General features: G+C 57.8%; 18 protein-coding genes. 7 read left to right on the forward strand and 11 right to left on the reverse strand.

Features of this window, described 5'->3' with window-relative positions:
• Window positions 1-3: 3 nt before the first annotated feature.
• A complete protein-coding gene (locus AC0V6Q_RS14720) occupies window positions 4-1,299 on the reverse strand; it encodes a ferredoxin:protochlorophyllide reductase (ATP-dependent) subunit N (RefSeq protein WP_486169127.1) in 1,296 nt (431 codons plus the stop codon).
• The gene (bchF, locus tag AC0V6Q_RS14725; protein ID WP_486169128.1) at window positions 1,296-1,871 is read right to left on the reverse strand and encodes a 2-vinyl bacteriochlorophyllide hydratase; all 576 of its coding nucleotides are present in this window, start codon (window positions 1,869-1,871) and stop codon (window positions 1,296-1,298) included. The genes AC0V6Q_RS14720 and bchF overlap by 4 nt, the downstream gene beginning before the upstream one ends.
• A 309-nt stretch (window positions 1,872-2,180) precedes the next feature.
• Here bchF and AC0V6Q_RS14730 point away from each other — a divergent pair, with 309 nt between their 5' ends.
• From AC0V6Q_RS14730 to AC0V6Q_RS14760, 7 genes are all read left to right on the forward strand, one after another.
• Complete coding sequence (locus tag AC0V6Q_RS14730; RefSeq protein ID WP_486169129.1) at window positions 2,181-2,966, forward strand: cobalamin B12-binding domain-containing protein; 786 nt, start codon at window positions 2,181-2,183, stop codon at window positions 2,964-2,966.
• Window positions 2,967-2,978: 12 nt separating this feature from the next.
• On the forward strand, window positions 2,979-4,403 hold the full coding sequence (gene ppsR, locus AC0V6Q_RS14735) for a transcriptional regulator PpsR (protein WP_486169130.1): 1,425 nt from the start codon (window positions 2,979-2,981) through the stop codon (window positions 4,401-4,403).
• Between the two features lie 301 nt (window positions 4,404-4,704).
• Window positions 4,705-5,670: a chlorophyll synthase ChlG gene (gene chlG / locus AC0V6Q_RS14740; RefSeq protein ID WP_486169131.1), complete on the forward strand. Its 966-nt coding sequence runs from the start codon at window positions 4,705-4,707 to the stop codon at window positions 5,668-5,670.
• The gene (locus tag AC0V6Q_RS14745; RefSeq protein WP_486169132.1) at window positions 5,670-7,064 is read left to right on the forward strand and encodes a BCD family MFS transporter; all 1,395 of its coding nucleotides are present in this window, start codon (window positions 5,670-5,672) and stop codon (window positions 7,062-7,064) included. The genes chlG and AC0V6Q_RS14745 overlap by 1 nt, the downstream gene beginning before the upstream one ends.
• A complete protein-coding gene (locus tag AC0V6Q_RS14750) occupies window positions 7,061-8,284 on the forward strand; it encodes a geranylgeranyl diphosphate reductase (RefSeq protein WP_486169133.1) in 1,224 nt (407 codons plus the stop codon). Before AC0V6Q_RS14745 ends, AC0V6Q_RS14750 begins: the two co-directional genes overlap by 4 nt.
• A 43-nt stretch (window positions 8,285-8,327) precedes the next feature.
• Window positions 8,328-8,876: a TspO/MBR family protein gene (locus AC0V6Q_RS14755; protein WP_486169134.1), complete on the forward strand. Its 549-nt coding sequence runs from the start codon at window positions 8,328-8,330 to the stop codon at window positions 8,874-8,876.
• Window positions 8,877-8,897: 21 nt separating this feature from the next.
• Entirely contained in the window at window positions 8,898-9,146 is a 249-nt protein-coding gene (locus AC0V6Q_RS14760; protein ID WP_486169135.1) for a hypothetical protein, read from the forward strand.
• 78 nt (window positions 9,147-9,224) lie between these two features.
• On the opposite strand, the gene AC0V6Q_RS14765 is transcribed toward AC0V6Q_RS14760, so the two are convergent.
• The 9 genes from AC0V6Q_RS14765 to bchC all read right to left on the reverse strand — a co-directional run bounded on the left by AC0V6Q_RS14765 (window position 9,225) and on the right by bchC (window position 19,188).
• Complete coding sequence (locus AC0V6Q_RS14765) at window positions 9,225-11,570, reverse strand: TonB-dependent receptor (protein WP_486169136.1); 2,346 nt, start codon at window positions 11,568-11,570, stop codon at window positions 9,225-9,227.
• 241 nt (window positions 11,571-11,811) lie between these two features.
• A complete protein-coding gene (pufM, locus tag AC0V6Q_RS14770) occupies window positions 11,812-12,735 on the reverse strand; it encodes a photosynthetic reaction center subunit M (protein WP_486169137.1) in 924 nt (307 codons plus the stop codon).
• Entirely contained in the window at window positions 12,735-13,571 is an 837-nt protein-coding gene (pufL, locus tag AC0V6Q_RS14775; RefSeq protein ID WP_486169138.1) for a photosynthetic reaction center subunit L, read from the reverse strand. The genes pufM and pufL overlap by 1 nt, the downstream gene beginning before the upstream one ends.
• Window positions 13,572-13,705: 134 nt before the next feature.
• A complete protein-coding gene (gene pufA, locus AC0V6Q_RS14780; RefSeq protein WP_081853297.1) occupies window positions 13,706-13,834 on the reverse strand; it encodes a light-harvesting antenna LH1, alpha subunit in 129 nt (42 codons plus the stop codon).
• 87 nt (window positions 13,835-13,921) lie between these two features.
• Window positions 13,922-14,080: a light-harvesting antenna LH1, beta subunit gene (gene pufB, locus AC0V6Q_RS14785; protein ID WP_298301260.1), complete on the reverse strand. Its 159-nt coding sequence runs from the start codon at window positions 14,078-14,080 to the stop codon at window positions 13,922-13,924.
• A gap of 150 nt (window positions 14,081-14,230) precedes the next feature.
• A complete protein-coding gene (gene bchZ, locus AC0V6Q_RS14790) occupies window positions 14,231-15,715 on the reverse strand; it encodes a chlorophyllide a reductase subunit Z (RefSeq protein ID WP_486169139.1) in 1,485 nt (494 codons plus the stop codon).
• Window positions 15,712-17,160 (reverse strand): chlorophyllide a reductase subunit Y, encoded by a 1,449-nt coding sequence (gene bchY / locus AC0V6Q_RS14795; protein ID WP_486169322.1) that lies wholly within the window; start codon window positions 17,158-17,160, stop codon window positions 15,712-15,714. The genes bchZ and bchY overlap by 4 nt, the downstream gene beginning before the upstream one ends.
• Before the next feature lie 106 nt (window positions 17,161-17,266).
• Complete coding sequence (locus AC0V6Q_RS14800) at window positions 17,267-18,256, reverse strand: chlorophyllide a reductase iron protein subunit X (RefSeq protein ID WP_486169140.1); 990 nt, start codon at window positions 18,254-18,256, stop codon at window positions 17,267-17,269.
• Window positions 18,253-19,188 (reverse strand): chlorophyll synthesis pathway protein BchC, encoded by a 936-nt coding sequence (gene bchC / locus AC0V6Q_RS14805; protein WP_486169141.1) that lies wholly within the window; start codon window positions 19,186-19,188, stop codon window positions 18,253-18,255. Before bchC ends, AC0V6Q_RS14800 begins: the two co-directional genes overlap by 4 nt.
• Between the last annotated feature and the right edge of the window lie 47 nt (window positions 19,189-19,235).

The following is a 19,235-nucleotide window of genomic DNA, read 5'->3' on the forward strand; positions in this document are numbered from 1 at the left end:
CGCTTAGACCTCCAGCCTGTCGCGTCGGCGCATCGGCCGGGCGAAAAGTTCGGCAAGGTCACCCGCTTGGTCGAACCCGTAAATCGGCGAGAAAACGAGCTCAATCGCCCATTTGGTGGTGAAGCCTTCCGCCTCGAGCGGATTGGCAAGACCAAGACCGCAAACGGTGAGGTCAGGCTTGTCTTCGCGGACGCGGTCGAGTTGATTGTCGACGTGCTGGCCTTCGCTGATGCGCGTAGTTTCCGGCAGAAGCGCCAGATCGCCCGCACAATGAGAGCGATGGAGATATGGCGTGCCAACCTCAATCGGATCCATGTCAAGCTCTGTATGAAGGAAGCGTGCAAGTGGCACTTCCAATTGCGAGTCCGGCAGGAAGCTTATGCGCTTACCTTCAAGGGCTGCTTTGGAGTGTTCAATCGCGCGTTTGGCGCGTTCACGGCCCGGCGCAATGACCTTTTCGACCAACGCCTCTTCAACGCCAAATTCGCGGCCAATCGCGCGCAGCCAATCGCTCGTGCCTTCGGCTCCGAACGGGAAAAGCGCATCAATGCGGACCGCGCCGCGGCCTTCAAGCGCCATAGCGGTGTCAGACAAGAAAGGCTGTGCCAGAATGTATCGGGTGCTTGACCCTACAGGCGGCAAATCGCGGGCATTGCGAGGAGGCAAAACGCCGACATGCTCGAGGCCGAGCTCTTTAAACAGTCGCAGGAACTGGTCTTCGACGATGTCCGGCAATGCGCCCACCATCAGCAATTGCTTTGAAGCAGATTGCGTCTCGGCAGGCATTTCCGGCACGAGACAGGCAAGGCAGGCGTCTTCGCCCTGGGTAAAGGTCGTCTCGATCCCGCTGCCCGAGTAATTCAGGATGCGAACATTAGGCATATGCTGCGCGCCAAGACGCTGCGCTGCTTTGGCAAGGTCGAGCTTGATGACTTCCGATGGACACGAGCCAACAAGGAACAGCGTTTTGATGTCGGGGCGCCGCTCAAGGAGGCGGGTTACCACACGGTCAAGCTCATCCTGCGCATCGACCATACCGGCCAGATCGCGCTCCTCCATGATGGCGGTTGCAAAGCGGGGCTCTGCAAAGATCATAACGCCTGCGGCTGATTGCAAAAGGTGCGCACAGGTGCGCGAGCCCACCACGAGGAAGAAGGCATCCTGCATCTTGCGGTGAAGCCACACGATGCCGGTCAGGCCGCAGAAAACCTCGCGTTGACCGCGTTCGCGCAGCACAGGCTTCGCGGCGGATTGCGCTTGAGGGGCATCGCAGCCCGGAAGGGTGGTGGCGACGCTCATGCAGGCACCGCCTGCTGCTGTTCTTCTTGCGGGGGCGAACCTTGCAAGCGCGCCTGGCGCAGTTTCCAGAGGAATTGGCCTGCATTGATCACATAAGCCGCATATCCGGCCAATGCGACGCCGAGCCGCTGCTCAACCGTGCCAATCGCGCCGAACAGCATGACCAGATAGGCCGTGTGCAAGGCCAGCACGAGCATGGAGAAGACATCTTCCCAAAAGAAGCTCTCAGCAAACAACCATTTGCCGAACACGACCTTTTCCCAGATCGAGCCGGTAATCATGATCGTGTATAAGATGAGCGTCTTGACGATGATCGAGACGTCAGCGGCAAATGCGCCCTCTCCCGATGAAAGAGTGCGAAGCACAAGCCCCAGACTGATGATGAACACGAGGAACTGTAACGGAGCAAGGACACCCTGGACCACAGTCCACACCGATTCGTCCCGCCGCTGCCGCTCCTCTGGTGAGTAAAGCGACCCAGTGTTCCTGTGGTCATTGCTTTCCTGCGCCCTAGCAAGATTGGCATTGGGCGGAGGGGAAATGGCCTGGGATGTGTGCGTAGTGCGAGTCATCCTCGGTTGTTGCCCTTCGTATTAGAACTGGAACTTACCCCTATGACAGCACAAGTGTCAATTAGATTGGACGTAAAAATAAATGGACAACTAAATCGTCCCAAGTAGGGGCAATCGTCGGCGTCATTGCTATCGCGGTGTTTCTGGGGTAAGATCCACATTGCTGGTGGATGAAGAGTCGAAACCGTTTTGACCTCATCAGCCTCGACGCGGGTGCGCGCCAAGCTCGGAGACTATCAGCCGAGACCTCGGAGGCGAACCATAGCTATTCCCAAGTTTCCGCGAAGTAGAGGCGAGAGCCGGTTTGGTTTGAAGACCACTCTGGGCGGAGTTATCCGCCGGGAGGCCGCCGCTGCTCCTGAGGAAGATAAAGCAGCTCCTGAAGCTCGCCGTAAAACACTGCCCGGCAGGCCAATAAGTGCGGACGAAGTGCAGTACTTCGCCCAGCTCCCTCTAACTGTTGAGGCCGATGGTCTCCTCGCGGAGGTTGACGATCTGTTGGCGCAAGGTGTCGCCGTGGATGCGATATACATTGATCTGCTTGCACCAGCGGCCCGCCGTTTGGGCGAGTTGTGGGAGCAAGATCAATGCGACTTTGTAGATGTCACCATGGGGCTGTGGCGCTTGCAGGAGGTCTTGTACGAAATTTCTGCGCGCAATTCTTTGCGTGTGTCGGCTCTGAAGTCCGATGCGAAGCGCGCGATGTTTCTGCCGATGCCCGGTGATCAACATTTCATGGGGCCGCAAGTACTCGAAGATGTCTTCGCCAATGCCGGATGGGACACCATCTTGATGACAAAGCCTCTTCGCAAGGAAGTTTTGAACATATTGTCGCGCGAAAGCTTCGATCTCGTAGGATTGACGCTCTCTCGGGATTGCCCTAGCGCGGCCGTAAGAAATATTGTTAGGGCAATGCGTAGCGTTTCACGCAATGAACACATTAAAATTCTCGTCGGTGGTCGTATGATCAACCAAAACCCAGCATTAGTCGCCGAAGTGGGAGCCGATGGGACCGGCGCCGACGCTCGGGCCGCCCTTGAGGTGGGAGAGCGATTGGTCCAGTCCTCCGAGGTGCGTGCGCAAATCTTAAGATAGGCGGACTCCCGCATGCTAACCCGCAAGCATTCTATCGAGGGTAAAAACCCATTCGGTAAAGCTGCAGAATTATTCAATTCTCTTGACGCTGATGCGGCGATGAAACTTGCCATGGTGGCAGGGGACATCACGCTGGTGCTCGATGACACCGGATTGATCGTTGATACTGCATTTGATCCCAAGGAATTTCCCGGCTTCGAGGGGTGGGAAGGCACCAATTGGCTCGACACGGTAACGGTCGAGAGCCGCCCCAAGGTTATGGAAATGCTGGCGGCGTCACGCCGCGGTGAAGTGCAGCACTGGCGTCAGGTAAACCACCCCACAAGAGACGGCGACGTGCCGATCCGTTACGCGGTTCTGACCGTGAACGGCGGCGAGCACCGGATTGCGTTCGGGCGCGACCTTCGCGAAGCGGGCCGGATGCAGCAAAGGTTGTTGCAGGTGCAGCAGTCGCTTGAACGCGACTATCTGAGAATGCGTCAGTTGGACGCGCGCTATCGCATGCTGTTTGAAAATTCAGGCGAGCCTATGCTGCTTGTCGAAGCGGCAAACCTCAAAATCCGCGATGCGAATTCAATGGCTTACTCGCTTCTCGGTGCGCGTGCAGGTAGCCTGTCCGGCAAGAAGCTTTCTGGCTTTGTGGAGAAATCCTCGCGCGATGCGCTCCAGTCTTTGGTCGGAGCAGCCTTGGCCTCAGAAGCGGCATCGCCAGCGGAAATCACTTTGTCGAAAGGCAACCGCGAAGTCGCGGCCTATGCCAGCGGTTTCATCCAGGACCGGGCGCAGCAATTGCTTATTCGCTTCGCAAGCCTCGATGGGGCAGACGCGGATATTGCCTCTCCGGTGGCAGAGCTTGTTAACGAGATGCCCGATGGCTTTGTTGTCACCGACGCCAACCTCGATGTGGTGAGCGCAAACACGGCGTTTGTCGAAATGGTTCAATCCGCCGGCCTTGATCCGATCACCGGTCGCAATTTATCGACTTGGATCGGACGTCCCGGCATTGATCTTGAACTGATCGAAGGGCAAATCGATCAGCACGGCAGTGCCCGCAATGTAAGCACGGTCCTGCGTACTCACAACGATCTTGAGGGCGAGCAGATCGAGCTTTCGGCTGTGCGTACCCATGCAGAAGAAGGGCATTACGCCTTCGTCATTCGCCCGATCGGCCGACGGCTGCGCGATCTTCCGCCCGGACCACAGGATCTGCCGCGTTCTGTCGAGCAACTGACCGACCTGGTCGGCCGCATGTCTTTGAAAGAGATCGTTCGCGAAAGCACCGATCTGATCGAGCGTTTGTGTATTGAGGCAGCGCTCCAATACACGTCCGACAACCGCGCATCAGCTGCTGAAATTCTCGGCCTTTCGCGTCAGAGCCTTTACTCCAAGCTTCATCGCCATGGACTGGGCAATTTGACCGGCGAAGATTCCGAGTAATACGGCCCGACTGCGCCAAAAACGGCCCAGAAACGGCCCAGAAACGGCCCAGAAGCGGCAACGACTTTCGCTAGGGGCCTCCCGCCAGCTGGGGCCATGCGACTCCAATCAAAACACAATGTCTTGCCCTGATTGCGGGGTCATTTCGCCGCGATGATTGCGGTGATGGGCCTTGAAGGCGGCACGCAAAGACGGATTTTTGGCCCTTATTGCGCATAAATGCGCCTCAAATAGGGATTCTGACAAACTAACTGTCAAATTTATTTGACGCATAGCTCTGTCAAGCATAGCTTCTTTCCTTATGGAGAGGTCTGTAATCTCAACTCACGCATCCAAGCTGTCCCCGGGGCGGACCGAAGCAGAGCGACCAGAAAACACTTCAGTCACAAACAAAACGCACTCCGTTCGTGTCCGGGACGTTGTCGAGCTTCTGAAACCCATCACATGGTTCCCGCCAATGTGGGCGTTTATGTGCGGCGCTGTTTCATCAGGCGCAGGGCTCGATGGGCGCTGGCTTTTCGTGGCAGGCGGCGTGCTTTTGGCAGGGCCGCTGGTTTGCGGCACCAGCCAGGTAGTCAATGATTGGTTTGACCGTCATGTCGATGCGATCAACGAACCTGACAGGCCTATTCCTTCGGGGCGCATTCCTGGCCGGATGGGGCTTTGGATCGCGCTTTTCGCGACAGTTCTTTCAGCGGGCGTCGGCTGGCTTTTGGGGCCGCTTGTATTCGCGGCAGCTTTGGCCGGACTGGTCCTGGCATGGGGCTACAGCGCGCCGCCGTTCCGCTTCAAAACAAGCGGCTGGACCGGGCCAGCGGTCGTGGGCCTCACCTATGAAGGGCTGAGCTGGTTTACCGGCGCGACAGTGATGCTTGGCGCGATGCCGCGCGTAGAAGTTCTCATCGTGCTCGTGCTCTACAGCATTGGCGCACATGGCATCATGACCTTGAACGATTTTAAAGCGGTCGAAGGAGACCGGGCAACTGGCCTCAAATCGCTTCCCGTGACCTTGGGCGTTGCCAATGCGGTGCGCCTCGCCTGCGCGGTAATGGCGTTGGCACAGGTTGCGGTGATTGCCCTTCTTGGCATGTGGGGAGAATGGATTTCCGCGGCCGTCGTGGGTCTTGTTCTGATCGCTCAATTCGCTGCGATGCCTCGACTTCTTGGCAATCCGAAGAAATACGCGCCGTGGTACAACGGTGTTGGTGTCACGCTTTATGTGCTCGGCATGCTTGCAGCAGCGCTCGGGCTGGGTGGGTACATCTGATGCACGCACCGGTCTCTCCTCCAAATACGGCTGCAAACGGGCTGTCGTGGTTTGCGATTTTCCGCATCGGTTTGGTTCAGGCTTCGATCGGTGCAATGGTGATGCTCACCACAACGGTCCTCAACCGGTTGATGGTGGTTGAATACGCGCTTGCAGCCGCCCTGCCAGCAGGGCTGGTTGGCTGGCATTATGCGGTTCAACTGTGCCGACCTGTATGGGGGCATGGCTCAGACAAAGGTGGCGGCAGAGCCGTCTGGATCATGGGCGGATTGGTGGTTTTGGGCCTTGGCGCTTTGTTGGCGGTTCAAGTCACATTGATGAGCGCTGCAAGCCCTGCACTCGGGCTGGTTCTTGGCGTTCTTGCCTACACTTTGATCGGCATCGGTGTGGGGGCAAGCGGGACCTCGGCGCTCGCGCTTCTGGCCTCGGGCGTCGCGCCAGAGCGCCGCGCAGCCGCAGCAGCCACCACCTGGATCATGATGATCGCAGGTATCGTCGTGTCAGCCATCACCGTCAGTCAACTGATCGATCCCTTTACACCTCAACGCCTGTGGTGGGTGGCAAGCGGGCTTTTGACAGTGTGCCTGATCGTAGCAGCCTGCGCGACCTTCCGTCTGGAGCCGCGCGAGGCGTTTGATTTCAGCGAAACCGCCAAAGACGCATCACCTCCCAATTTCAAAGAGGCGATTGCAGAGATTTTCGCAGAGAAAGCCGCTCGCCGCTTCACCCTCTTTATCTTCGCCTCGATGATGGCGTTCAACATGCAGGATTTGATCCTTGAGCCTTTTGCGGGCCTCGTATTCGGTATGACGCCGGGCGAATCCACTGCCCTTGGCGGCATGCAATCAGGCGGGGTTCTGGCCGGTATGATCGTCGCAGGGATCGGTGGCAGCGCCTTTGCAGGACGCATGCCGGTGGAACTGCGCCATTGGATTGTCTTTGGATGCCTCGGTTCAGCGATTGCCTTGGGCGGTCTGGCTATTGGCGCCATGGCTGGAACCGGATGGCCGATCCACGCCAATGTCTTTGCACTTGGCTTTTGCAACGGCCTGTTCGCGGTTGCCGCGATAGGCGCGATGATGGGGCTTGCAGGGTCGGGCGAACGCACCCGAGAGGGCGTCCGCATGGGCGTTTGGGGCGCTGCACAAGCCATCGCCTTTGGCCTTGGCGGTCTGGTCGGCGCGCTAGGTGTTGATTTTGCAAGAGCGGCCTATGGCGCAGACGGCCCCGCATTCCAGCTGATTTTTGCAGCCGAAGGTACGCTTTTCCTTGTTGCGGCATGGCTGGCTGTGCGCGCGACGCAAAAGGGGCTTTCCCCCGACCGGCCAGTCCGAGCAGTTCAAAATCAAGAACACCGGCAACCCGCCGAACATTCAGAGGGAGCATTCGCATGACTGACACAATTTATGACGCTGTCGTCGTAGGCGGAGGGCCCGCAGGGGCAACCGCCGCGACCGATCTCGCCCTCGCAGGCCATTCTGTCTTGTTGATGGAGCGTGGTGGGCGGATCAAGCCATGCGGCGGTGCGGTGCCACCGCGCCTCCTGGAAGATTTCGATATCCCGCAAAGCCTGCTTGTTGCCCGTGCGCGCTGTGCGCGGATGATCGCGCCATCTGGCCGCGCGGTGGATATGCCGGTGGGCGAAACGGGCTATGTTGGCATGGTCGACCGTGAGGATTTCGACGAATGGCTGCGCGAGCGGGCCGTCGAATGCGGAGCCGAGCGCCTCACCGGAACCTTTGAAAAGATCGAACGCGATGACAAGGCGCACCCTCTTGTGGCGTTCCGCCGGGAGCGTGGTGGGCCGGTTGAAACAGTGCGTGCACGTATGATTATCGGAGCCGATGGCGCTCGATCATCTGTTGCAAAACATGCGCTTCCCAATGCCGAGCGTGTCAAATGCGTGTTCGCATATCACGAGATTATCGCATCACCGACCGAGGCTGGCGACGTGTTCGATCCGGACCGCTGTGATGTGTTTTACCAGGGCAAACTCTCGCCTGATTTCTACGCCTGGGTATTTCCCCATGGCGACACGGCAAGTGTTGGTGTGGGAAGCGCGAATAAGGGCTTTTCCCTGCGCGGCGCGGTTGCAGAAATGCGCTCTTCGCTGGACCTCACGCGGTGCGAAACAATTCGCCGCGAAGGCGCGCCCATTCCGCTTAAGCCGCTCAAACGCTGGGACAATGGTGCCGATGTCATCGTTGCAGGCGATGCAGCGGGCATCGTCGCGCCGGCATCGGGCGAGGGGATTTACTACGCCATGGTCGGCGGGCGTTACAGCGCGCAGGCCGCCAGCGAAGCCTTGAAAACAGGCGAAGCCAAAGCGCTCAAGAACGCGCGCAAACGGTTCATGAAAGACCATGGGCGCGTGTTCTGGATTCTGGGGATGATGCAATACTTCTGGTATTCATCCGACAAGCGGCGCGAGCGCTTCGTCGATATGTGCGACGACAAGGATGTCCAGCAGCTCACGTGGCAGGCTTACATGCACAAGAAGCTGGTTCGCAAAAAGCCGCTCGCTCACATCAAAATCTTCCTGAAAGATACCGCGCACCTCTTGGGGCTGAGGCCCGAGAATTCCGAGGCGCGCTCGCAAGAGAAGATCGCCTGAAAAACGAGCAGCAATAGAAACGCAAACGAGGAGTGGGATCGTCATGAGCACAAGTACAAGCACAGGTGGCACCGGCCATCACCAGCATCATTCGGGCCTTTCGTTAGGCGTCAAGAAGACATGGATTTTGCCCGCTATCGTGGCGGCCATCGCAGCAACAGTGGTCGCAGCCTTAGGCGCAACGATCACCGATCTTGGCCCTTGGTACCAGGCGCTCGAGAAGCCCGGCTGGAACCCGCCTGATGTGATTTTCCCCGTAGGCTGGACGATCATCTATGCCCTGAACACGGCGGCGATTGTTGCGGCATGGCGCGCAGCACCCACTCATAGAGCGTCTGATGTGATTGTCGGGTTGTTTGCTATGAACGCATTTCTCAATATCGCATGGTCAGTCCTTTTCTTCCGGATGGAACGCCCTGATTGGGCGCTCTTCGAAGTGGCGCTTTTGCTCGCTTCGATTGTATCGCTGATCATCTATTGCGGGCGGCATTCTGCGCGCTCCGCTCTGCTCTTTATGCCCTATTTGCTGTGGGTCAGCTTTGCCGCTGCGCTCAATTGGGCGATAGTGGATCTGAACGGGCCCTTTGGTTAAGCAGGCACGCGTGTCAGCTGGATGATTGAGAGCTTTTTCACAAGCGGTCACGCGGCCGATCTGGTGCTGGCAGTCCTCTTGGTCGAGGCGATCTGGCTCAAGACGCGGCGGTGGTCTTTTGCAAGGGTTATTGGCCTTGTCGGCCCAGCCGTTTTCATCGTGCTCGCGCTAAGGGCTGCGCTTGTTGGCGCTGAATGGGAGTGGGTAGCAGTGCTGCTCGCTCTCTCATTCCCGCTTCATCTGATGGATTTGAAAACGCGTCTTTCGTAGTCCGCAAAGCCCTTACCCAAGAAAACGGCCCGCCGATCCTTCTGGTCCAGCGGGCCGTTCGAAAGTCCTTTCAAATACTCAATCGCCGAAACGCGCCGTCACCTGAATTCCGTAAAAGCGAGGTTCCGCCGGGATAAAGGTCGGAATGCCGAACGCTCCGCCTGTATTGCCCGCATCGAGAAGATAGTCTTCGTTGAAAGCGTTGCGGATGAAACCTGCGATTTCATAGCGCTCATCGGCAAAGCTAAGGCCCGCACGGGCATTGACCAGTGTGACGCCGTCCTGGCTGATCAGATCGCTATTGGGCACTTCAAAGAAAATCCGGCTGCGATGGGTTATGCTTGGCGTTGCAAAGAAGCGCATTCCGTTGCCGAACTCATAGTCGACCGTGAAGCCGCCGGAGGCCTGAAACTCGGGCTGTAAGCGGAAGCGCGCACCGGAAAAGGCGGGCGAGAAGGCACCGTCTTCATCAATGCCGCCATCGATATATCCAAAGTTGCCGAAAATACGCAACCAGTCGGTGGGATCAATCGCCACTTCGCCTTCGACACCAAGGTTGCTCGCAGAGCCTGCGCTTTGCGTGATGAAGGTGCCGACCGGACCATCGGGGTCCTCAACCGAAACCTGGAAGTTCTCGTAGACCTGATAGTAGACGCCGAGCGATGCAGAAACAGGACCGCTGGCAAGCTTGATCCCGCCTTCGTAATTCCACACTGTTTCTTCGGAGACGATATCAAGGTCAGGAACGACCGCGCCGACACTATCAAGTGTGCCACCAAGGTTCACCACCGGCGAACGGCGGCCTTTCGAGATGGTGGCGAAGACATTGACGTCATCGTTCACACGGTAAAGCGCGTTGAAGCGCGGGAGGACTGCCGAGAAGCTGTCATCGGCGCGGAAGGTCCGTCCGTTGGTGTCAAGGAAGCCCGGGATAAGCGGCGCGCCGCTCAAGGTCGAATTGGGCGATACAGAGATAAAACCGGACTCGCGATGTTCGTCGAGGAGGCGGATACCGGCTGTCAATTCCAGCCTATCGGTCGCAAGCCAGGTCACATCGGCAAACACCGAATAGGCTTCGTTGCGGCCCTGATTTTCAAAACGCGCTGCGTAAGGGATAGCAGCAACCGCGCCGCCTGTTGCAAGGCCGGTGACGGCTGTTGCCGGAACACTGCCATCAGGAGCAACACACGGAATGCCCGGAATAAGAGGCGCGCCGAAAAGGCCGGTCAGGCACTGGAGGAACAATCCCTCTTCGCTCGCAAAAGGTACGTTTTGTGCACCCTCTTCGATGAACAGGTTCCACCCCGCGCTCGCCCGCAGATTGCCGCCCGAGTATGTGAAACGCCCTTCGTGGCTGATCTGCCAGCCATCAGCGATCTCTGCGAATTCGAGGAAGGGTGCGGCCGTTCCGTCGGCATCAAAGACTTCCGCGCTGTCAAATTCGCGGTAGCCATTGACCGTGGTGAAGGTCCATTCATCGGCGAACCGGTATTCTGCGGTAACATTGAGGTCGTAGACCTCGCGGTTAAGCCCGAGCTGATCGTCGCCAAGTGCTTCTGCACCTTCGGGAAAGCCGCCCAGATTCGCATCTTCAAAGGCATTGTCAGCTCCCCCTGGTGCGCCCGCAAACGCCGGGAAAGTGCCTGAGATGAAGGGAGTGCCGCCATTGCGTTGTTGATCGTATGTACCGATCAAATCGAGCGTGAAATCCGCCGACGGGGTGTAACGAAGCGATGCGCGCACGCCTAATTGATCCTGAGCGTACAGCTCTTCTTCCTGATTGGTGCTGAGGTTTTCAACATAACCATCGCGGGTGCGATATTCGAATGCGATGCGGCCTGCGAGAACGTCGGAGCCGGCATTGAGGTGGCCTGCGAGAAGGGTCTGGTCGAAATTGCCATAGCCGCCGGAGAGTTCGCCCGAGAACCCTTCGCGAGGGCGGGCGGAGACGAGGCTGATCGCGCCGACCGCGGACGCTGTGCCGAACAAGGTCGCTTGCGGGCCTTTGATAACCTCGACCCGCTCTAAATCGTAAATCGCCTGATACGAACCACGCGAGCGCGAGATATCGACACCGTTGTAATAGAGCGTGACCCGCGGGCCTTGCTGCGATGATCCGCTGTCCGAAGTGATCCCGCGAATAACGACACCAGGATTATTGGCGCTTTGTTCCTGGATCAACAGACCGGGAATGTAGTTGGAAAGCTCATCAAGGTCGGTAACGCCCAGCCCTTCGATGTCGTCGCCGTTGAGCGCAGAGATTGTGATCGGCACGTCCTGGGCGCGCTGTTCGACCTTTTGCGCAGTGACGATAATCGCGTTTCCGGACTGGTTCGATTGATCGGTGTCTTCCTGGGCCATGGCGTGCCCTGGAATTGTCAGTGCCGATGCAAGAAGAAGTGAGCGGTATGGAATTTTGGTCATGGTTTTGCCCTTCGATCCAGTGAGAGGTGTGAGGGCGCGCTAATACTGAGCGATGACAACCATGTGGCGATCATGTTTCAGTTTGGCGAATTTCGCTCTTTTTTGTGCATTTCCAGGTCACATGGAAGACGACTTTGCGGGAAAGCGCCAACGAAAAAGCCCGGCTGCGCATTGTTGCGAAGCCGGGCGTTTTTCGACCTATGGCCGGGTTTCGCCTGAAACCCGAGTTTAAAGCACAACCCTATTTCGGGGCGTAATAGTGCTCTTGTGCCCAAAGGTACCAATTGTCGACCACTGTGCCTGACAGAAGGATACCGATCCCGCCTGTGAGTGTGGTCAGAACCGCGAACCACCAGGCCCAGCGGTGGATTGATTCCATGGTAGCGTTAAAGCCCATGGTCCAGCGCCAGAAGAGGCCGGCACGCTCGGATGCGGTGCCGCGGTCGGTGATCTGCTCGATCTCGCGCTCACCGCCGTAACGGCCCACAGCAAGGATCGTCGCCCCGTGCATCGCGAACAGGACTGCTGAACCGTAAAGGAACACAATCGAGAGCGCGTGGAACGGATTGTAGAACAAATTGCCGTGAATGAGCGAGAAGTTGTTGGTCCAGTCAAGGTGACTGAAGATCCCGTAAGGCACAGCCTCTGACCAATCCCAAAGGAGCAGCGGGCGAATAAAGCCCAGCACCAGGAACAGCCAGATGGCCGACGCAAAGGCCCAGGGGATATGCATACCCATGCCCAACGCCTTGGCTCGCATATAGGTACGAGCCCACCAGCACAGAACCGCGATCGTGAGGAAAGCGCCGGTCATGATGAACCAGCCTCCCTCATTCAAGGGTACGAACGGGCTGAAACCATATTCCGCGCTTGGCGGATCAAGCGAGAGCCAGAAAAGCTCGCGCATGAAGGTTTGCGGGTCCCATCCGGCCTGAGCCCAAAAGTTCAGTCCGATGATCATAAAGGCTGCAAAACCGAAGGTGAGCGAGATCATGCCGAGCCAGCCGAGATAAACCGGACCGAACTGCGACTGGCCTATCTTGCCCATCCAATAGGAATAGCCAGTGATAGGGATACGTTCCTCGCTGCCGTCGGTCAGCGGAACGCCCATTTCGGGAGCGGCCTTGACCTGGATCTGGGTGAAGATGTTTTGATAGGTAGCCATCAGATCGGTTCTCCTTGCCAGATTGGGATCACACGCCACCAATCCCACCATTCAACCCAGCTTCCTGTCATCAGTGTGCCGGAAATCACGATGCAGATCGCGCTCCAGAACCCTGCATTCAGGGCCAGGAACAATCCAACACGGTGGATGCCAAGCGTACCGACAGAATAGCCGATGAAATCGCGGAAATAGGTGTCTTCATATTCCGGTGAGCGCACTTCATTGTTTTTGCCAACGTTGACCGCTGACAAGACCAGACCGCCGTGAAGCGCGAGCGCCAGACAGTTGGTGAAGAAGAACGTAATCGCCAGCATATGAACCGGATTATAGTGGAAGTTCACATAGTTATATCCGGTGTAGGAAACCCAGTCCAAGTGGGTCCAGATGCCATATGGGAATGCGTGTCCCCATGCGCCCATCCAGAACGGACGGATAATGTTGAGTGTTACAAAGGCAAAGACAGCAACACTAAAAGCGATTGGAACATGATAACCCATGCCCAGCTTTCGCGAGATTTCTGCTTGTCTTAATACCCAGGAACCAAATGCAACCACCGCGCATAGCGTGATGATCTGGTGGTAACCCCCTTCATTCAGGGGAGCGAATGCTAACCCTGCTTCAATCGCTGGTGGCTGAATATCGATTAGCCAGGGGTTGAGGGTCGGTCCTGCGGCAGCAGCGGCAAAGATCAGCATTGTGCCAAGGGCGGCGCTGATTGCCACTAGAACTCCGAAGAAACCGACATAAAACGGCCCGACCCAAAAGTCGAAAAGGTCGCCGCCGATCAATGTGCCACCGCGTGTGCGGTATTTCCGCTCGAAACTAAGGAGCGCCATAGGTCCATCCTTCCTGCCTTTGTGGCAGGCGTTGTCGTTTGCGTATCGGTTATTTGTGGGAGGCAGGCAGGCGAACCTGCCCCCTCACAAGGATTTGCCTGTTCAGCTGTAAGAAACAGCCAGCAAACTCACGATTAGGTGAGCCAGCCGTATGTTTCAGTGCTGAGCAGGATGAAGTGGATCGTGAACGCGAGAACCGCGAGGCCGACATGCAGCGCTACGAGGGTCCGGCGAACATCGAAATGATGCCAAATCTTGTACATGATTGTTTCCTTATTCCAGTTGCTTGGGTCTCAGCCGATCGCGCCTCGAAACGAGACGAAAAAGACTAAGTCAGGCAGTGTGGATTATCAGAGGGGAAGCCACGGTTTGTTGACCCACAAAAGGATGTGAGCGACAACCGCGATCCCGACATAAAGACCAAAAGTTCCCATGAACGCGCCATGGATTTCCTTTGCCTCTTCGTCGGTCAGATACGTCCCCACGTTGGGGCGATCACCATCTGCCATTGTAGTATCTCCATTCATTAACATTGGAGCGAGGACGGAATTGTCCTCGACGGTATCCGCGCGTGATCCCCCACGTGGATTGCGGATGCCCGATACGATCAGGCAAAACTTGTGATCCCTCAAAAGTTTCGTTGGTGAGCGAGAGGCAGGTCATACAGCTTCTCTCTCGAGCAATGCCTCTTGGAGGCAATCTTTGGTAACTGTGTCTGCGCCTTTTGCGCGCGCGGCTGCCTCGGCGGCATCGCGAAGGCGCTTGGCGACGGAAATGCGGATAAGGACGGGCTGCTCTTCGACCAGCTCATCGAGCCGGGCCTTGGCCTCGGTGTCCCATGTCACTTCGTGTGTTGGCGCGCCGTTTGACCCGGCTTTCACAGGCACATTTGCACCGCGTGCGAGGGTCGCCTGGCCTTTGTCCATGTCAGTGCCCAGGGGCAGGATGTGGAACAGCGCATCGAAGAGCGCGTTGCACACTTCCTGCACCAGATAGGTTGCGCCCGAATATCCCATGAAAGGCGTGCCGATATGGCGGCGGATGGCCGCGCCCGGGAAGCTTGCCGGGATGAATTTCCCGCGCGCGCCGACCTCGGCCATGTACATGCGCTCGTTATAGCTGCCGAACATTACGAGGGGCGGAGACTTGTGAATGTCCTCGCGCACTTCGTCGTTCTTGGGCTTTACGCCCGCTTCGCGCGAATAGGCGAAGGCGCAAGGCAGGCCCATATCGTCTTCGAGAAAGTGGCGAATGCCGCGCGCGTAGGTGTCATTGGCGACAATGCCGAAATTGGCGGTCGCAAAGAAGTCTTGCGTGACCGAGCGCCACAAGTCCCACAAGGGTTTGATCGTGGTGTGCTTTTCGCGCTCGATAAATGGCTCTGGGTCAAGGCCCAGTTCTGCGGCCAGAGCGCGCAGGAATTTCGTGGTGCTGGAAAGGCCGACTGGCGCCTGAAAGTAAGGCCGCTCGAGTGTCTCGCACAGATTGCGGCCAAATTCGCGGTACATGCAAACATTGGCGTCTGCTGTGCCCAGTTTGCGAATATCGGCAAGGTGGCAGCCCAGCGGGAATACAACGCCGACTTCTGCGCCGATCCCTTCGACCAGACGCCGGATTTCGGCGAGATCGGATGGCATGTTGAACATGCCATATGACGGGCCAATGATGTTGACGACGGGCTTCTCGCCCTCTTTGCGTGGCCGGGGCTGCGGCATCTTCTTGGGACCAAATTCGGTCCAGAGCCATGTGAGCGCGCGGTCCGCTGACTGCCATTGATCTTCGTCGATCGTGCGCGGCAGGAAGCGCTTGATATTGGTGCCCTCTGGCGTCACGCCGCCGCCGATCATCTCAGAAATCGAACCCGTTACCACCACAGCAGGAAGCTCAGGATCAAGCGTTTGCCAAGCCCGCTTCATCGCGGCTTCGGTGCCGGTTTTGCCGAGCTCTTCTTCGCCTAGACCTGTTACCACAATCGGCAGTTCATGCGGGGGCAGGGCATCGGTGTAATGGAGCACGGATGTCACCGGCAGGTTTTCGCAACCCACAGGGCCATCGATAATGACCTGCAGGCCCTTGACGGCTGTAAAGACGTAAGTGGCGCCCCAATATCCGCCGGCGCGATCATGATCGAGGACAAGGGTCATGTGCCCACCGCCTCAGCCGCTTTACGCGCTGCTTCGTTCAAAGCTGCATATTTCTTGCGGAATTTCGGGCGGTCGACCGGAGTGTCTTCCCATACGCCTGTTGCGTGATCCTGGCCAACGCCTTCGAAGAAATCGCGCATCGTATCGAAGCGCTCTTTATTGGCCATGGCGGCGTTGATGACCTGTGCCAAGCTGCCTGCACCTGCCGGACCCATCAGCGGACGGGCCGAAATCAGATTGGTAAAGTACAGCGACGGAATGGCTTTCGCCTTCGCGTGCTGAACCACTGGCGTTGTGCCGATTGCGAGATCGGGGCGGTATTCTTCAACCGCTGCGATATCGTCTTCGAGGCTTGCGCGGAAGTTCACCCGAACACCTTTGGCCTCAAGCCATTCGCGGTCAGGGTCAGACCATTTGGTCTTCGGGCAAGCGCTGCCGACGTAAGGCACATCTGCTCCGCTTTCGATCAGCAGGCGCGCAACCAGAAGCTCAGAGCCTTCATAGCCCGAAACGGTCACGCGGCCCTTGATCGGAGAACCAGCCAGTGCGCCTTTGCAAGCGCCGATCATGGCGTTTTTGACGCCTGCAACCTTGTCTGCGGGAAGGCCCATTACGTCGCCAAGGCTGTCGAGCCATGCAGCGGTTCCGTCTGCGCCCACGGGGGCAGAGCCGATCACCGGGCGACCGGCGCTTTCAAATTCGCGAATGCTCGCGGTGTAGAACGGATGGATTGCGGCAGCGACAGAGCAATCAAGGGCTGCGTAAAGTTCGCGCCACTCGCGTGTTGGAACAACTGGTCCTGCTGCCAGGCCAAGCGGCTCAAGCATCTGGTCGATCACCACCGGATCGGCGGGGAACATCTCGCCAAGCAGAGCGACCGTTGGACGATCGGAGCGCTTCTCAGGCGTTGCAACCGGCCCTGTCATCGCCTCTTTGCGCGCATAGGCAAGCATGGCGCCAGCCAGCACATCTTTTGCCTCTGCGTGTGTCGGAATGCCAAAACCGGGCACATCAATGCCAATAATGCGCACACCGTTGATCTGGTCCGGCAACAACCTTAGCGGCACACCGCTGGCTGTGGGAACGCACAGATTGGTGACGACAATCGCATCGTAGTTCTCTGGATCGGCCAGATCCTCGACCGCTTCCTTGATGTCTTCAAACAGCTTGCCGGTGACGAGCGTCTCGGACGAAAACGGCACATAGCCGACCGTGCGCCGCGCGCCGTAGAAATGCGATGTGAAGGTGAGGCCGTATACGCAGCATGCCGAGCCTGAAAGCACGGTTGCGGTGCGCTTCATACGAAGACCAACGCGCAATGACCCGAATGCCGGGCACATGGATTGCGGTTGATCATGTGGCCCTTTTTCAGGGTCCACGGGATAGTCAGCGGCGTATTGGTCGAGAATGTCACTTTTCCCGGCCGCGCGCGCCGCCTCGCGCATGGTATCCTTGCTCGAACACGCGCCGCTTGGCTGTGAGGCAGTGCCACTGCCCACATCCAACGTGTCACGGTTGCGTTGCGCGTTCGAGGAAGAGATATCTGTCAAATCAAATCTCGTCGTAGATCACTTCAAGTGATGGTTTTTCTTCAAAAGTGCCGCCGCGCATGTCGGCTTGGGTCGCCGGGACCAATTCGACGTTTCCGCCTGTTTCGTCGGCAGAAAACAGATTGAGAAGGCCGTCTTGATCCAGAGGCGCAGGCTGGCGCGGCGGGGCTTCTGCGACATTGATAGCAAGCTCTTCAAAGAGGCTTGCCCATTCGCCGCCTGGCACACCAACAATCTGATAATTTGCGCTTTTCCGGCGAATATCTTCGTTTGCGGGGATCGCGGTCAAAACCGGAATATCGACCGCTTTTGCAAAGGCTTGCGCCTCGCCTGTTCCGTCGTCTTTGTTGATGATCATGCCGGCCACACCGACATTGCCGCCCATCTTGCGGAAGTATTCGACCGCATGGCACACATTGTTGGCCACATAGAGCGATTGCAGGTCGTTTGAGCCGACCACGATCACTTTCTGGCACATGTCGCGCGCAATCGGCAGGCCGAACCCGCCACACACCACGTCCCCAAGAAAGTCCAAGAGAACGTAGTCAAAGCCCCACTCGTGGAAGCCCAATTTCTCAAGCAGCTCAAAGCCGTGGATGATGCCGCGGCCACCACAGCCTCGGCCCACTTCAGGCCCGCCAAGCTCCATCGCGAAGACGCCGTCACGCTGGAAGCACACATCTTCGATGGTGACATCTTCGCCGGCAAGCTTCTTCTTTGAAGAGGTCTCGATGATTGTGGGGCACGATTTGCCGCCGAACAGGAGCGAAGTCGTGTCGGATTTCGGATCGCAGCCGATCAAAAGCACGCGCTTGCCCTGCTGCGCCATCATGTAGGACAGGTTCGAGAGCGCGAAGGACTTGCCTGAGCCGCCCTTGCCATAAATCGCGATGACCTGCGTTTCCGAAGTCACTTCGCCGGTGTGTACCGGGTCTGGCTCTTGCGAAGCTTCATCGCGTAGAGCCTGATCTTGGGCTTCCAACATCGTCATGCAGCTTCACTCCAGTCTAGAACCATTTTGAGGCAGTCAGGATCGCTGAACGCTTTGGGATAAGCCTCAGTCGCGCGCGATGCCGGACTTGTGTCAGTGATCAGGCCGCCCAGATTGAGAGCTCCTGCCTGAATAAGGGCGATGGTCTGCGCAATGTCTTGCGGCTGCCATTCCGCCGCCACGCGCAAACGCGCCTCTCTCATGAAAGCAGGGGCAAAATCGAACCCGAGCCGGCTTTTGTAAAAGCCCGCCAGTGTGATTTCCCCGCCTTTGGAGAGACGGCCAATCAGTTCGTCAAGCAGCCCCGCATCGCCGCTTGCATCATAGATGGATGCGTAATCGGTGCGCGTGTCATTTTCTGGCGAGATGACGTTATAGCCTACTGCGCCAGAGCGGCGGTTGTTGCTGACTTCCCAAACGGTCGGGGCTTTTCCGCCAAGCGCGAGGGTAAGCCTCGCGAGCAAACGCCCAAGCACGCCGTGACCGATAATCAAATCGGGAAGCTCGCCTGCGTTAATCGCATGAAGAGCCGTCGCGGCAAGCGCGCACAAGACACCGTCCACGCCCAGGCTTTCAGGTATCGCAAGCGCCCTTGCGGATGGCAGCATCACTTTGCTTGCCGTTCCGCCGAACAGGCCGCGCGCACCGGAATAGCAATTGGAGCCGGGCACAAACACCCACTCACCAATGCGTTCTTTGGCTGCATTGCCCGCGTCCACGATCCGGCCAACGGACTCGTAGCCCGGGACAAGCGGATAACCCATGCCCGGAAAATTGGGCATCTGCCCGGTAAACAGGAGTTTTTCGGTGCCGGAGCTGATTCCGCTCCATGCGATCTCGACGAGGACATCACTTGCATTTGCAGGGCTTAGCTCAAGCGACTGAAGCGCAACGGCCTCAGGCCTCTCAAGTATTACAGCCAAGCTATGCATATGTGGACTCGCTTCCCCGACGTTCAGGCCCGAAAATCAGACCCGAT

It is taken from the genome of Erythrobacter sp. S227, from assembly GCF_057364925.1.

Coding starts and splice junctions, on each gene's coding strand:
- AC0V6Q_RS14720 (WP_486169127.1), bottom strand. CDS start 1,299: ATGAGCGTCGCCACCACCCTTCCGGGCTGCGATGCCCCTCAAGCGCAA.
- bchF (WP_486169128.1), bottom strand. CDS start 1,871: ATGACTCGCACTACGCACACATCCCAGGCCATTTCCCCTCCGCCCAAT.
- ppsR (WP_486169130.1), top strand. CDS start 2,979: ATGCTAACCCGCAAGCATTCTATCGAGGGTAAAAACCCATTCGGTAAA.
- chlG (WP_486169131.1), top strand. CDS start 4,705: ATGGAGAGGTCTGTAATCTCAACTCACGCATCCAAGCTGTCCCCGGGG.
- AC0V6Q_RS14745 (WP_486169132.1), top strand. CDS start 5,670: ATGCACGCACCGGTCTCTCCTCCAAATACGGCTGCAAACGGGCTGTCG.
- AC0V6Q_RS14750 (WP_486169133.1), top strand. CDS start 7,061: ATGACTGACACAATTTATGACGCTGTCGTCGTAGGCGGAGGGCCCGCA.
- AC0V6Q_RS14755 (WP_486169134.1), top strand. CDS start 8,328: ATGAGCACAAGTACAAGCACAGGTGGCACCGGCCATCACCAGCATCAT.
- AC0V6Q_RS14760 (WP_486169135.1), top strand. CDS start 8,898: ATGATTGAGAGCTTTTTCACAAGCGGTCACGCGGCCGATCTGGTGCTG.
- AC0V6Q_RS14765 (WP_486169136.1), bottom strand. CDS start 11,570: ATGACCAAAATTCCATACCGCTCACTTCTTCTTGCATCGGCACTGACA.
- pufM (WP_486169137.1), bottom strand. CDS start 12,735: ATGGCTACCTATCAAAACATCTTCACCCAGATCCAGGTCAAGGCCGCT.
- pufL (WP_486169138.1), bottom strand. CDS start 13,571: ATGGCGCTCCTTAGTTTCGAGCGGAAATACCGCACACGCGGTGGCACA.
- pufA (WP_081853297.1), bottom strand. CDS start 13,834: ATGTACAAGATTTGGCATCATTTCGATGTTCGCCGGACCCTCGTAGCG.
- pufB (WP_298301260.1), bottom strand. CDS start 14,080: ATGGCAGATGGTGATCGCCCCAACGTGGGGACGTATCTGACCGACGAA.
- bchZ (WP_486169139.1), bottom strand. CDS start 15,715: ATGACCCTTGTCCTCGATCATGATCGCGCCGGCGGATATTGGGGCGCC.
- bchY (WP_486169322.1), bottom strand. CDS start 17,160: ATGCGCGAGGCGGCGCGCGCGGCCGGGAAAAGTGACATTCTCGACCAA.
- AC0V6Q_RS14800 (WP_486169140.1), bottom strand. CDS start 18,256: ATGACGATGTTGGAAGCCCAAGATCAGGCTCTACGCGATGAAGCTTCG.
- bchC (WP_486169141.1), bottom strand. CDS start 19,188: ATGCATAGCTTGGCTGTAATACTTGAGAGGCCTGAGGCCGTTGCGCTT.